The sequence below is a fragment of the Micromonospora sp. NBRC 110037 genome (assembly GCF_001652995.1).
GTDB lineage: Bacteria > Actinomycetota > Actinomycetes > Mycobacteriales > Micromonosporaceae > Micromonospora > Micromonospora chalcea.
Genome location: NZ_BBVA01000002.1, coordinates 234777 through 248197 on the forward strand (window position 1 = coordinate 234777; position 13421 = coordinate 248197).

Below are 13421 nucleotides of genomic sequence, written 5' to 3' on the forward strand. Positions count from 1 at the left end.
CGAGCTGGATCGACCGGCACGAGCTGGCGCGACCACCGGGCCCGGCGCCCCCGATGACCGTCGGGGCCGGTGGCCGCGCAGCGCGCAGGCTACGGCACGGGTACGACAGTTCAGGCCGGGACGTCGGTGAAGTGCTCGACCAGCGGCGGCCCGGCGAAGTACGGGCCGATCAGCCCGCGCCACTGCGCGAACCGGTCGGTCTGGCGGAAGTTCACGTCGTGCGCCTCGACCGAGTCCCACTCGACCAGCAGGACGAACCGGGTGGGCGACTCCACGCCCCGGGTCATCCGCACGGAACGGCAGCCCTCGGCGCCGGCGAGGATCGGCCGTGCCTGCGCGTAGGCGGCGGCGAAGTCGTCCTCGTTTCCGGGCGTCACATCGATCAGCGCGACCTCAAGAACCATGTCCGCAGCCTGCCATGCCACCCCGCCGGGTGTACGCACCGGGGGAGACGCCCGGGCGAGAGTTGCTGGGCTAGCCTCCTAGGATGCGCTACGCGGGGTGAGGCGGCGCACGTCACCCAGCCGTACGACGGCCCGGAGATGCGGCACCTGGGTGTGATGGTGAACAATGGCGCCCGAGGAGGGGAGTATTCCCTCGCGGTGGAGTCGTCAGCACGGAAGAGCGCCGGTACCTTACGGTGGCCCGACCCGGCTCCGTCGGTCGGAACCTGCTGTCAGGCTCCGGCGGAAGAGACCTCCGACAGTCACCCCTGTCAGCGTCGACGCACCCCTGCAGCCCACCCGGCGTACGGTGTGCCCGAGGCCGCGTGTCTGCCGGAGGATGGATTTGAACGTGTCCGCATTGGTGTGGGCGGTAACGCTGATCGCGATGATCGCGGTCCTGCTCGCCGACCTGTTCATCATCGGCCGGCGACCGCACGAGCCCAGCGTCCGCGAGTCCAGCCTCTGGGTGGGCTTCTACGTCGGCCTGGCGCTGATCTTCGGCGGGGTGCTCTGGCTGACCGCCGGTGGCCGCGTGGCGGGGGAGTTCTACACCGGCTGGCTCACCGAGTACAGCCTCTCGGTGGACAACCTCTTCGTCTTCGTCATCATCATGGCCCGCTTCGGGGTGCCCCGGCAGTATCAGCAGAAGGTGCTGCTCGTCGGCATCATCCTGGCGCTGGTCATGCGTGGCGGCTTCATCGCGGCCGGCGCGGCGCTGATCTCCCAGTTCTCCTGGGTGTTCTACATCTTCGGCGCGTTCCTCATCTACACCGCGGTGAACCTGGCCCGGCAGGGCGAGCCGGACGAGGACGAGTTCAGCGAGAACGTGCTGATCCGGTGGAGCCGGCGGGCGCTGCCGCTGTCCCGGGACTACGACGGGGCGAAGATCACCACCCGGGAGAACGGTCGGCGGCTGTTCACCCCGATGCTGATCGTGATGATCGCGATCGGCACCACCGACCTGATCTTCGCGCTCGACTCGATCCCGGCGATCTTCGGCATCACCCAGGAGCCGTACCTGGTCTTCACCGCCAACGTCTTCGCCCTGATGGGGCTGCGGCAGCTCTACTTCCTGCTCGGCGGCCTGCTGGACCGGCTCATCTACCTCAGCTACGGCCTCGCCGTGGTGCTCGGCTTCATCGGCGTGAAGCTGATGCTGGAGGCGCTCGCCGACAACCACCTGCCGTTCATCAACGGCGGCGAGCCCGTGGGGTGGGCCCCGCACATCCCGATCTGGCTGTCGCTCACCGTCATCCTCGGCACCCTGGCCGTGGCCACTGCGGCAAGCCTGGCGAAGTCGTCGCGGGACCGGCGACGGGAGCTGGTCAAGACCCGCCCCTGACCGCAGGGTCAGACGCGGTGCGCGCCGACGAGCGTGGCGGCCCGGTCGGCGGGCAGCTCCTCCTCGACCACCCGGCGGGTCAGGTAGCAGGCGTGCAGCATCCGGCGCCGGCCGCCGTGCGGCTCGGCCGAGACGATCCCGACGTGGTGGACGCGCCGGCCGGGCCGCGCGAAGAAGTAGAGGTCGCCGGGACGTTCGTCGCCGAGCGCCACCGGCGTCGTCGCGTCCGCCTGGTCGTCGGCGTCGCGGGGGAGCGTGATCCCGTGCCGCCGCCAGGCCAGGTGGACCAGCCCGGAGCAGTCGATGCCGTCGGTGGACAGGCCGCCCCAGACGTAGAGCAGGTCACGCAGCCGCTCGGCGACCGCGAGCACCTCCTTGGCCTCGGGGCGTTCGGCCGGCAGCGGCACCAGGTCGCCCTCCGGGGCCCACAGCGGGTCGGCCCGACCCGGTACGCGGACCGGTCGCCCGCCGTCCACCGGCCGCCCGGCCGACTCCAGGCGGGTGCCGAGCACCAGGCCGCGAAGCGCCGGTGCGCCGCCCGGCGAGGCGTGCAGCGTGGTGTGGGCGACGTCGACGGTCAGCGCGGCGCCGGCCGGCTCGGCTGTGGTCAGGTGGGCGGTCCGCACCCAGCCCGGGTAGCCGTCGGCGCCGTGTTTCGCGGCGGGCTGGCCGAGCGCGACGACGCGGGCCCAGCCGTCCGGCCGCGTCTCGGTGATCCGTACCGGCTCGCCGAGCAGCAACTGGGTCAGGACGCAGTCACCGACCCGCTGGTCGCGGTCCATCCCGGCGATCCAGCCGGCGACGTCGGGGCAGTCGGCAAGAGCGGGCCGGTCGATCGGGCGCACCGCATCGGGTGCTGTCCACAGGGTCGCCACCGGCACCCGTACGACGGCCTGTCGGCACGGTTGAGGCGCCACGCGTACCCCTCTCTGGAATGCTTCTCCGGGCGACCATATGAAAAATTCTGCCGCTACTCAACCATGTGACTGAATTTTAGCTTCACGGAGGCCGGTGACGCCGAGACCCGGCGCGTCCGGCAGCAGCACGCTCGCGCCCTCGTACCGGATGCCGCCGGTCACCGGCGACCAGGCCAGCCACCAGGCGGCGTCGAGGTCCGACACGGCGGTGGTGCCGTAGGCGGCGACCAGGCTGGCGGCGGCGCCCACGCCGACCGGGCCCTCCATCATCGAGCCGACGATGGTGCCCATGCCGTGCGCGGCGGCCAGGTCCAGCAGCGTGCGGGCCGGTTGCAGCCCACCGCACTTGGCCAGCTTCACGTTGACCATGTCGGCGGCCCGCCGCCGGATCACCTCGACCATGTCCCGCACGTCGAAGACGGACTCGTCGGCCAGGATCGGCAGCCCGACCCGGTCGCTGACCCAGGCCAGCCCGTCCAGGTCACGGCGGTGCACCGGCTGCTCGACCAGCTCGACGTCGAGCCCCGCGTCCTCGATCGCGCGGATCACCCGCACCGCCTCCCGGGGCGTCCAGCCCTGGTTGGCGTCCAGCCGGATGCGCACGTCCGGCCCGACCGCGGCCCGCACCGCGCGCACCCGGTCCAGGTCGCCGCGGGCGTCGGTGCCGACCTTGAGCTTGAGCACCCCGAACCCCTCGGCGCCGCGCCGCGCCGCCGTCGCGGCCAGGTCGACCGCGTCGCCGGCGGCCAGCGTGACGTCCGTCGGCACGCGCAGCGCCGTGCCGCCGAGCAGACGCACCAGGGGTACGCCGAGCCGCCGCGCGGCCAGGTCGTGCAGCGCCACGTCGACCGCCGCCTTCGCCGACTCGTTGCCGACCACCGCGCGACGCACCAGCGCGCAGCCCGCCTGGAGGTCGTCGGCGTCCCGGCCGATCAGCAGCGGCGCGAGCAGTTCGCGTACGCACGCCTCGGCGCCGGCCACCGACGCGCCGGTCACCTGCCAGACCTGCGGCGCCTCACCGAAACCCGAGCGGCCGTCGCCGTCGATCACCTCCACGACCAGCGTGTCCACTGTGGTGGTGCGGCGCAGCGCGGTGACGAACGGGGTGTGTAAGGGGGCCGACAGACGGTGGGTGCGTACCGCGGCGATGGTCATGTGGGGCACCCTATAGCCAACTGGCGGCGAGCAGGGGAGGGCCGATGACCGGGCGGGAATGGGAGCTGGTGGGCGCGCCGAACGCGCGTGACCTGGGCGGACTGCCGACGACAGACGGGCGGCGGATACGCGCCGGGCGGCTCATCCGCACGCCCGCGCTGGGCCGGCTCACCGACGAGGACCTGCCGGTGCTGGGCAAGCTCGGCCCGGCCTGCGTGGTGGACCTGCGTGACGTCCACGAGCAGGCGGTGGCCCCGCCGGACCGGCTGGCCGGTGCGCCCCGCGTGGTGCACCTGCCCGTCTACGACGCGGCGCATCCCGTTTTCACGTACGTCTCGGCGGTGCTGCAGGGCCACGACCTGAACGCCTACGCGGCGCTGGCCCGGGAGGGCATGCCGGGGGCGATGACGGCGATCTACCGCTGGTTCGTCACCGGCGAGTCGGCGCGGGCCGGTTTCAGCGCGGCGGTGCGGCTGGCCGTCGAGGACGCGAACCTGCCGCTGCTGTTCCACTGCTCGGCCGGCAAGGACCGCACCGGCTGGCTGTCGGTGGTGCTGCTGACCGCGCTGGGCGTCCAGGAGGAGGCGATCCGCGCCGACTACCTGGTGCACAACGAGCTGACCGAGAGCCTGCGCGAGGTGCTGCTGTCCGCGATGATCCAGCGCCGGCCGGACCTGGATCCGGCGGTGGCGCGGCCGCTGCTGGAGGTGCGCCCGGAATACCTGGACGCCGCCTACGACGAGGTGCGCCGGACGCACGGCTCGTTCGAGGCGTACCTGCGCGACGGTCTGGGGGTGACCGACGCGGACCGCGCGGCGCTGCGCGAGCGGCTGCTGGAGTAGCCGGGTCAGCCGGCCAGGTCGTGTCGCGCCGCCCAGACCCGCGCGGAGACGTGCGCGATCAGCCGGCAGGCGTCGTCCTCCACCTCGTCGCCGTCCGCGCCGCCGTCGGCCAGGTCGGTGGTGGTGCAGACGACGATCGTGTACGGCGGCGCGTCGTCCGGGAAGACCACGCCGGCGCCGTGGCGCACGCCGCGCACCCAGCCGTTCTTGTGCGCGACGCGGGTGCCGTCGGGCAGCCCGGCGGCGAGGTCCTCGCGGTGCTCCTGGGCGGCGAGCACGTCGAGCATGGCCGCGCAGGCAGACGGCGAGGCGAGCGGGCGGGGCCGGGTCGCGCCGAGCGCCAGCTCGCCGAGCAGGGCGGCCAGGTCGGCGGCGGTGACCAGGTTGTCGATGCCGGAGTCGCGGGCGGCGAAGTCCTCGATGCCGCGGCCGGTGACGCTGTGCCGCGCCCCGGCGAGCGCCCACGCCCGCGCCACGGCGGGCAGCCCCACCTGGCCGATGCAGATGTTCGTGGCCAGGTTGCTGGACCGGACGATCATCCGTTCGGCGAGCCAGCGCAGCGGCGCGTCCCCGCCGACGCGGTCCCAGACCGCCTCGTCGTTGTCGTAGTTCCGGGCGTTGGCGAACCGGGGCGCGCCGGGCAGCGCGGAGTCGAACGAGTTGCGCACCGGCACCGGCGCGTCCAGGTCGAGCCGGCCGGCCTCGGCGGCGCGGAACAGCGCCACCAGCACGGCGAGCTTCATCGTGCTCGCCGCGTAGTGGGTGGCGTCGGCGCGCCGCGTCCACGTCGGCCGCGCGCCGGGCCGGCCCACGTACGCGGAGACGGTGCCGGGCACCTTGTCCAGGTGCGCGTCGAGCTCCTCCCAGGTCATGGGGGCACCGTAGCCGATCTGCGGGGCAGCGGCGGGCCCGGTGCGGGGCTAGCGTGCGGAGATGACGACCCCGTTGTACGACGACATCGCCGACTGGTACGAGGAGTACGCCAGCGAGACCTCGTCGGTCTACATGGACCGGATCCGGTCGGTGCTGGCCGGCCTGCTGGGCGAGGGCCCGGGCCGCTGCCTGGACCTGTGCTGCGGCACCGGCGCGCACGCGGCCGAGCTGCGCCGTCTCGGATGGACGCCGGTGGGTGTGGACCTGTCCGGCGGGCAACTGCGCCACGCCCGGTCGCGGCTGCCGGTGGCCCGGGCTGACGCGACAGCGCTGCCGCTGGCCGCCGGCGCGGTGCCGGCCGCGGTGTGCGTGCTCGCGCACACCGACATGCCCGACTATCCGCCCGCGCTCGCGGAGGCGGCGCGGGTGCTGGCGCCCGGTGGCCGGCTGGTGCACGTCGGGGTGCATCCGTGTTACGTGGGCGCGTTCGCCGACCGGTCCGAGCCGGAGCGGATCGTGATCGACGGCGGGTACGCCTCACGGGAGCACACGCTGCGGTCGTGGAACGTCGTCGGGGTGCGGGCGCGTGTCGGCGCCTGGCACCTGCCCCTGGCCGACCTGCTCAACGCCGTCACCGCGGCCGGTCTGGTGGTGACCCGGGTGGTCGAGTCCGGCTCCGGGCCTGTCCCCGACGCCCTGGCGATCGCCGCCACCAAGCCCCGCTGACGCCTCGTCCCCACGATCGTCCTGTTACGGGCGTTCGTCCGGGGCAGTGCCGCCACCGCTGTCGCCCGACCTCCACCGTGGTCGGCCACTCGTCCGCCCGCTTCCGGGATCCGCCCGCCCGCTCCTGCCCCCGTCCGCCGGCTTCCGCCTGCGTCGGCCCGCTCGCTTCTCCTCCGCCCACCGGTTCCGGCCTGCGTCGGGACGTCCACTGCTGGCTCAGTCCGCCAGTTCCACGTCATCCGACGGCCGCTCCCATGCCGTCCGCGGAGACCGCCCAATCTCCCACTATCCGGGATCTAGAAGGTCATATCCCGAGATCCGTGTAGATCTTGGTAGGAATCGGCCCCTGGAGGGGCCATTTCGTACCAAGATCTCGCGCTTGGCGGTCGATCATGAGGTTGGCGGCGGTTATGGAGATCGAAAACGCCGCCAACCTCATGATCAACCGGGCAGGGCAGGGCAGGGCAGGGCAGGGCAGGGCAGGGGGAGAGACGGGGGAGCCCGGTCCGCCTGGGGCGGGCCGGGCTCCGGGTGGGGCGGGGTGGGTCAGCCTGCGTGCTTGCGGCGGGCCGCCATCCGGCCGCGCTGGGTCTGGTCCAGCACCACCTTGCGGATGCGCACCGCGGCCGGGGTGACCTCGACGCACTCGTCCTCGCGGCAGAACTCCAGCGCCTGCTCCAGGGACAGCTTGCGCGGCGGGATCAGCTTCTCGGTCTCGTCGGCGGTCGACGAGCGCATGTTGGTGAGCTTCTTCTCCTTGGTGATGTTGACGTCCATGTCGTCGGAGCGGGAGTTCTCGCCGACGATCATGCCCTCGTACACCTCGGTGCCCGGCTCGACGAAGAGCTGGCCGCGTTCCTGGAGGTTGGTCATCGCGAACGCGGTGACCGCGCCGGCCCGGTCGGCGACCAGCGACCCGTTGTTGCGGGTGCGCAGCTCGCCGAACCACGGCTCGTACGACTCGAAGACGTGGTGCAGGATGCCGGTGCCGCGGGTCTCGGTGAGGAACTCGGTGCGGAAGCCGATCAGGCCGCGCGCCGGGACCAGCCACTCCATCCGGATCCAGCCGGTGCCGTGGTTGACCAGCTGCTCCATCCGGCCCTTGCGGGTTGCCAGGAGCTGGGTGATCGCGCCGAGGTACTCCTCCGGGGCGTCGATGGTCAGCCGCTCGACCGGCTCGCAGGTCTTCCCGTCGATCTCCCGGGTGACGACCTGCGGCTTGCCGACGGTGAGCTCGAAGGACTCGCGGCGCATCTGCTCGACCAGGATCGCCAGGGCCAGCTCACCACGGCCCTGCACCTCCCAGGCGTCCGGCCGCTCGGTGGGCAGCACCCGCAGCGACACGTTGCCGATCAGCTCCTTGTCGAGCCGGTCCTTGACCATCCGGGCGGTGACCTTGGCGCCCTTGACCCGGCCGACCAGCGGCGAGGTGTTGGTGCCGATGGTCATCGAGATGGCCGGCTCGTCCACGGTGATCAGCGGCAGCGGCACCGGGTTCTCGGCGTCGGCGAGTGTCTCACCGATCATGATCTCCGGGATGCCGGCCACGGCGATGATGTCGCCCGGCCCGGCGGACTCGGCCGGCTTGCGCTCCAGGCCCTCGGTCATCAGCAGCTCGGAGATGCGTACCCGCTGGGTGCTGCCGTCGGTGCGGCACCAGGCCACGGTCTGGCCCTTGCTGATCGTGCCCTGGCGGACCCGGCACAGCGCGAGCCGGCCCAGGAACGGCGAGGCGTCGAGGTTGGTGACGTGCGCCTGCAGCGGCGCGCCCTCGTCGTACGCGGGCGCGGGGATGGTGTCCAGCAGGGTGCGGAACAGCGGCTCCAGGTTGCTGCTGTCGTCCGGGACCGCGCCGTCGGCGGGCTGGGTCAGCGAGGCGATGCCGTCGCGGGCGCAGGCGTAGACGATCGGGAAGTCGATCTGCTCCTCGTCGGCGTCCAGGTCGAGGAACAGCTCGTACGTGTCGTCGACGACCTCCTTGATCCGGGCGTCCGGACGGTCCACCTTGTTGATCACCAGGATGATCGGCAGCCGCGCGCGCAGCGCCTTGCGGAGCACGAACCGGGTCTGCGGCAGGGGGCCCTCGCTGGCGTCGACCAGCAGCACCACACCGTCGACCATGGTCAGGCCGCGCTCGACCTCGCCGCCGAAGTCGGCGTGACCGGGGGTGTCGATGATGTTGATGGTGACCGGTTCCGAGCCGTCCGCCGGCAGGTACCGCACGCCGGTGTTCTTGGCGAGGATGGTGATGCCCTTCTCGCGCTCGAGGTCCATCGAGTCCATGACCCGCTCGGTGTTCTCACCGCGGGCGCCGTAGGCGCCGGCCTGCCGCAACATGGCGTCGACCAGGGTCGTCTTGCCGTGGTCGACGTGGGCGATGATGGCGACGTTGCGGAGGTCGGTGCGTAGCTGCATACCCTCCATACTCCTGTCTGCGGTAGCCCGGGCACGCCTCGGGGTCACCCCGAGATCGCCCGGATCTGCGTCGAAAGTGCTGTGCCGACCGTTCCAGCGACTGGCATGCTGACACCCGTGCGGGGTGTCCGATGCCTGACCTGCTGAGCTGGCTGCAGGAGCTGCCGCCCCTGCTGATCTACCTGGCCGCCGCGGCGATCGTCGCGGCGGAGACCGCGGTGATCGTCGGGCTGCTGATGCCCGGCGAGGCGACCCTGCTTCTGGTCGGCTTCCTAGCGTACGCGGGGACGCTGCGCCTCGCGCCCGTGCTGGTGGCCATGACCGCCGCCGCCGTGATCGGAGACACACTCGCGTGGCGGGCCGGGCGGCGGTACGGCCCACGGCTGCGCGCCTCGGGGGTGGGTGCCCGGATCGGGGCGCACCGGTGGCGGCGGGCCGATTCGCTGCTGGACCGGCTGGGCGGTCGCGGCGTGCTGGCCGCCCGCTGGATCGCGTTCGCCCGTACGCTGGCGCCCCGGCTGGCCGGGTCGGCCGGAATGCCGTACCGGCGGTTCGCGCCGTGGAACCTCGCCGGGGTGGCGAGCTGGGTCGGCGCCTCGGTGCTGGCCGGTTACCTGGCCGGGGAGTCGTACGAGCGGGTGTCGAAGCTGCTCGGCCAGGCCACCGGGGCGGTGCTGGCCCTGCTGCTGTGCCTGCTCGGCGTGGTGCTGGCGGGCCGCTGGCTGGGGCGCAACCCGGACCCGGTGCGCGCGCTGGCCGCCCGGGCCGCCGCGCTGCCGCCGCTGCGCTGGCTGCGGTCCCGGTACGGCGTGCTGTTCTTCCTGGTCGCGATGCGGGTCGGCCCGGCCTGGAGCCTGCTGGTCAACCTGGTGCTGGGGCTGGCGCTGCTGTTCGTCGCCGGGCTGGCCGTGGCGCTGCTGCTGGAGGCGGTGGTCCGGCACAGCGGGCTGGGTGTCCTCGACGGGCTGGTCTCCGACTGGTTCGCCGCCCGGCGTACCCCCGGGGTGGTCGACGCGGCGCAGGCCGCGGTGTCGGGACTGCGCGGCTGGCTGCTCATCGCCGCGGTCGCCGTGGTGGCCGCCGTGGTGACGGGGCGGGGCCGGCCGTGGCGGGCCGACCCGCTCGGGGTGCTGGGCACCGTCGGCGCGGCGGTGCCGCTGGTGTTGCTCGTCGTTGTCGCGGAGCTGACCGATCCGGGTGGCCCGGACCGGGCCGGTGACCTGTTCCCGACCCAGAACGCGGTGGTGACGGCGAGCTTCGGCACGCTGGCCTGGCTGCTGTCCCGCGGCGTGCGCTGGCCGGTCGGCGTGGCCGTGTGGACGGCCGCGTCGGCAGGCGTGGTCATGGTCACCGGCGCGCGGCTCTACCTGGGACTCAGCACCGCGAGCGGCACCGTCACGGCGGTGCTGCTGGGCCTCGCCTGGACCACCGTGTTCGTGGTGGCGTGGGCGACCCGGGACCGGCTGGCGGACGGCGCCGAGCGGCCGGACCCGGCGGACGGCGGCCCGGCCCCACGGGACGCGCCGCCGCGGCCCCGGCGGCGCCGGTCGGCGTCTCGGGTACCCCGCGGACCTGCCGATCCTTGTTAGGGTGCGCCGACGGCAACGACGGGGGAGGTCGGATGCGGCGAGGATTCGGCAGGTGGGCCGCGGTGGCGGTGGCAGCGCTGCTCGCGACGGGCACGCTGACGGCGTGCGGCGAACAGGAACGGCCGGTCCGCGAGGTCGCCGCGGACCTGCCCACGGCGGCGCCGGCGGACGAACCGCAGGAGGCGCCCGCCGACGCGCCCAGCGAGGAGCCACCGGCGGTCGCGGCGATGGGTGGGCGGCCCAGCCCGAGCGCGTCGGCGAAACCGAAACCGGCCGCGAAGCCGTCCCGCACGTCCACGGCCCCGCTGGCCAAGCCGAAGCCGCCGACCGAGACCCAGGTGCCTCCCGCCCCGCCGAAGCCGGCGGACGAGGGCTGTAAGCCGAGCTACCGGGGCACCAAGGCCAGCCAGAGCCAGGTGAAAGCGGCGCTCGCCGATGCCGCGGCGCGCACCTACTGGCCCACCTCGGCGCCGGACATCCGCATCCCGTCGGCCCTGATGAAGGCCACCGCCTGGCAGGAGAGCGGGTGGCAGTCCAACATCATCGCCTGCGATGGCGGGGTCGGGCTGATGCAGGTCATGCCGGCCACGGCGGAGTGGATGAACCAGCGGTTCGGGCAGTCGTACGACATCGACGCCTACCGCGACAACGCCTACCTGGGCGGCACGTACCTGGCCTGGCTGACCAAGTACATCGGCGACATGTACTTCGAGTCCGACTACCGCCTCGACGCCTCGCTGTGCACGTCCACGTTGAACTCCTGCCTGCTCAACGCCGTGATCGCGGCGTACAACTACGGGCACGGCGCGGTGGCGCGGGAGGACCAGCCGCTGACCATCCCCAACCCGCAGTACGTGCGCAACGTGCGGGCGCTGATGACCCAGTGCGAGTGCCTGAGCTTCTGAGCGAACGAGCGAACGAGCGGACAAACGAACGGGCGGGGCCGGCGAACGTGCCGGCCCCGCCCGTCTGTCCAGGTCAGTCCCGCGCGGGCACCGGCTCGGCCGGCGCGTCGACGGCGTCGCTGGGCGCGTCGGCGTCCCGGGTGATCCGGCCGGGCCACCAGAACCGGTCGCCGAGCAGGAACGCCAGCGACGGCACCAGCACGGTACGGACCAGCAGCGTGTCCAGCAGCACACCGATGCAGACGATGATGCCGATCTGGGTGAGCGTGATCAGCGGCAGCACGCCGAGCACCGCGAAGACCGCGGCGAGCAGCACGCCCGCGCTGGTGATGACGCCGCCGGTGACCCGCAGCGCCGACAGCATGCCGTCGCGGGTGCCGGTGCGCCGGGCGTCCTCCCTGGCCCGGGTGACCAGGAAGATGTTGTAGTCGACGCCGAGCGCCACCAGGAAGACGAACGCGAGCAGCAGCACCCCGCTGTCCAGCGCCGGGAAGTCCAGCACGTGGTCGAAGAGCAGCCAGGCCGCGCCGAGGCTGGCGAAGAACGACGCGATCACGGTCACCACCAGCAGCAGCGGCGCCAGGATTCCGCGCAGCAGCAGCACCAGCACCGCGCCGACCAGCAGCAGGATGAGCGGCAGGATCAGCTTGAGGTCCTTGGTGTTCGCCTCGTTCGAGTCGTAGGTCGCGGCGACCGAACCACCGACCAGGGCGCCGTCGGGGGCGTCCGCGCCGTCCACGGCGGGCGGCGCGGAATCCGGTACGGCGGCCACGGCGTCGCGCAGCGCCACCACGGCCCGGTCGGAGGCGGCGCTGCCGGGCTCGGCGGTGAGCACCACGTCGATCTGGGCGACCCGGTCTCCGGCGGCGCCCGGCCGGGCCGAGGCGACCCCGTCGACGTCGGAGGCGGCGGCGAGCACCGCCGGGGCGGCCTGCGGGTTGGTGAGCACCGCAACCGGCTGGGTGCTGCCGGCCGGGAACGCCCGGGCGAGCGTCTCCGCCCCGGCGACCGCCTCCGGCTTCTCACTGAACTGCTCGGTCTCGGACAGGCCGGTGCGGATGCCGAGGCCGCCGAGGGCCAGGCCGGCGAGCAGCAGTACGGCGAGCGCGGCGACCGGCAGCGGCCGGCGGATGACCATCTCGCCGAGGCGGCCCCAGATCCGGCCCTCGCGGGCGGCGCTGCCGACGCGGGGGATGAACGGCCAGAACAGGCCCCGGCCGAACAGCAGCAGGGCCGCGGGGAGCACGAACAGGGCGGAGAGCATGGCGAGGATCACACCGGTGGCGCAGGCGATGGCGAGCGCCCGGTTGGTCTCCTGCTCGGACAGCAGCAGCGTGAGCACGCCGAGGACGACGGTGCTGCCGCTGGCCAGGATCGGTTCGGCGGTGCGGCGCAGCGCCGAGCGCATGGCGGCGAACCGGTCCTCCTCCCGGCGCAGCTCCTCCCGGTAGCGGGCGATGAGCAGCAGGGCGTAGTTGGTCGCGGCGCCGAACACCAGCACGCTGGCGATGCCGGTGACCTGGCCGCTGGGCAGGTAGATGCCGAACGCGGGCACGAGGGACTCCACCACGCGCAGCGTGATCTGCTCGGTCGCGCCCACCACCAGCAGCGGTACGAGCCACAGGAACGGGCTGCGGTAGGTGACCAGCAGCAGCACCGCCACCACGGCGGCGGTGACCAGCAGCAGCGTGGTGTCCGCGCCCTGGAACACCTTGCCCAGGTCGGCGGTGAACGCGGGCCCGCCGGTGACCTCGACGGTCAGCTCGCCGGGCAGGTCACCGACCGCCTCGCGGAGCTTCTCCACCTCGTCGACCACCGCCGACGGGCCGCCCTCGGTGGACAGCGGCACCGCGACCAGCGCCACGGTCCCGTCCGGGGAGACCTGGGCGGGGGAGACCCGGCCGCCGGCGGCGAGTGAGCTCAGCTGGCCGGCGAGGCCGTCGAGCTGGCCCCGGTCGGCGCCGCTCAGCGGAGCCTGGTCGGCGCGGCTGACCACGACCAGGGCGGTCTGGGCGTCCTTGGAGGGCAACTGGTCCTGCAGCCGTTCGACCTGCGTCGACTGCCATTCCACGGACAGGCCGGTGCCGGAGACCGGGTCGGGATTGTCCGGCTTCGGCAGCCCGAAGGCGACTACGCCGACGACGAGCGCGACGGCCAGGGTGAGCCAGGCGGCGAGCCGGCCCCGGACGACGCGGGAGAACAGTGACATCG

The 13421-nt window shown here is 73.3% G+C and carries 11 protein-coding genes; 5 read left to right on the top strand and 6 right to left on the bottom strand.

Annotated features, from left to right (window positions below; all coding sequences use genetic code 11):
* Positions 1–110: 110 nt before the first annotated feature.
* Positions 111–404: an antibiotic biosynthesis monooxygenase gene (locus A4R25_RS01100; protein WP_030503827.1), complete on the bottom strand. Its 294-nt coding sequence runs from the start codon at positions 402–404 to the stop codon at positions 111–113.
* 385 nt (positions 405–789) lie between these two features.
* Between A4R25_RS01100 and A4R25_RS01105 the strand changes: the two genes are divergently transcribed.
* Positions 790–1788 (top strand): TerC family protein, encoded by a 999-nt coding sequence (locus A4R25_RS01105; protein ID WP_043329590.1) that lies wholly within the window; start codon positions 790–792, stop codon positions 1786–1788.
* 8 nt (positions 1789–1796) lie between these two features.
* On the opposite strand, the gene A4R25_RS01110 is transcribed toward A4R25_RS01105, so the two are convergent.
* Together A4R25_RS01110 and A4R25_RS01115 are read right to left on the bottom strand one after the other, a co-directional pair.
* The gene (locus A4R25_RS01110; RefSeq protein WP_223201373.1) at positions 1797–2633 is read right to left on the bottom strand and encodes a C40 family peptidase; all 837 of its coding nucleotides are present in this window, start codon (positions 2631–2633) and stop codon (positions 1797–1799) included.
* Between the two features lie 129 nt (positions 2634–2762).
* Positions 2763–3860, bottom strand: a complete 1098-nt coding sequence (locus A4R25_RS01115) for a mandelate racemase/muconate lactonizing enzyme family protein (RefSeq protein WP_043329594.1) — start codon at positions 3858–3860, stop codon at positions 2763–2765.
* A gap of 44 nt (positions 3861–3904) precedes the next feature.
* On the opposite strand from A4R25_RS01115, the gene A4R25_RS01120 reads away from it, so the two are divergent.
* Positions 3905–4702 (top strand): tyrosine-protein phosphatase, encoded by a 798-nt coding sequence (locus tag A4R25_RS01120; RefSeq protein WP_064445288.1) that lies wholly within the window; start codon positions 3905–3907, stop codon positions 4700–4702.
* A 5-nt stretch (positions 4703–4707) separates the two neighbouring features.
* Here A4R25_RS01120 and A4R25_RS01125 read toward each other — a convergent pair whose 3' ends face one another.
* Positions 4708–5574, bottom strand: a complete 867-nt coding sequence (locus A4R25_RS01125; protein ID WP_064445289.1) for a serine hydrolase — start codon at positions 5572–5574, stop codon at positions 4708–4710.
* A gap of 61 nt (positions 5575–5635) precedes the next feature.
* Here A4R25_RS01125 and A4R25_RS01130 point away from each other — a divergent pair, with 61 nt between their 5' ends.
* A complete protein-coding gene (locus tag A4R25_RS01130; RefSeq protein ID WP_064445290.1) occupies positions 5636–6301 on the top strand; it encodes a class I SAM-dependent methyltransferase in 666 nt (221 codons plus the stop codon).
* 546 nt (positions 6302–6847) lie between these two features.
* On the opposite strand, the gene typA is transcribed toward A4R25_RS01130, so the two are convergent.
* Positions 6848–8716, bottom strand: coding sequence for a translational GTPase TypA (typA, locus tag A4R25_RS01135; protein ID WP_043329598.1), 1869 nt, complete (start codon positions 8714–8716; stop codon positions 6848–6850).
* A 131-nt stretch (positions 8717–8847) separates the two neighbouring features.
* On the opposite strand from typA, the gene A4R25_RS01140 reads away from it, so the two are divergent.
* Together A4R25_RS01140 and A4R25_RS01145 are read left to right on the top strand one after the other, a co-directional pair.
* Positions 8848–10305 carry a DedA family protein gene (locus A4R25_RS01140; protein ID WP_064445291.1) on the top strand — a complete coding sequence of 486 codons (1458 nt, stop codon included), beginning with the start codon at positions 8848–8850 and terminating at the stop codon, positions 10303–10305.
* A 32-nt stretch (positions 10306–10337) separates the two neighbouring features.
* Entirely contained in the window at positions 10338–11210 is an 873-nt protein-coding gene (locus A4R25_RS01145) for a lytic transglycosylase domain-containing protein (protein WP_064445292.1), read from the top strand.
* Positions 11211–11283: 73 nt separating this feature from the next.
* Here A4R25_RS01145 and A4R25_RS01150 read toward each other — a convergent pair whose 3' ends face one another.
* Positions 11284–13419 (bottom strand): efflux RND transporter permease subunit, encoded by a 2136-nt coding sequence (locus A4R25_RS01150; RefSeq protein WP_064445293.1) that lies wholly within the window; start codon positions 13417–13419, stop codon positions 11284–11286.
* Positions 13420–13421 lie beyond the last annotated feature (2 nt).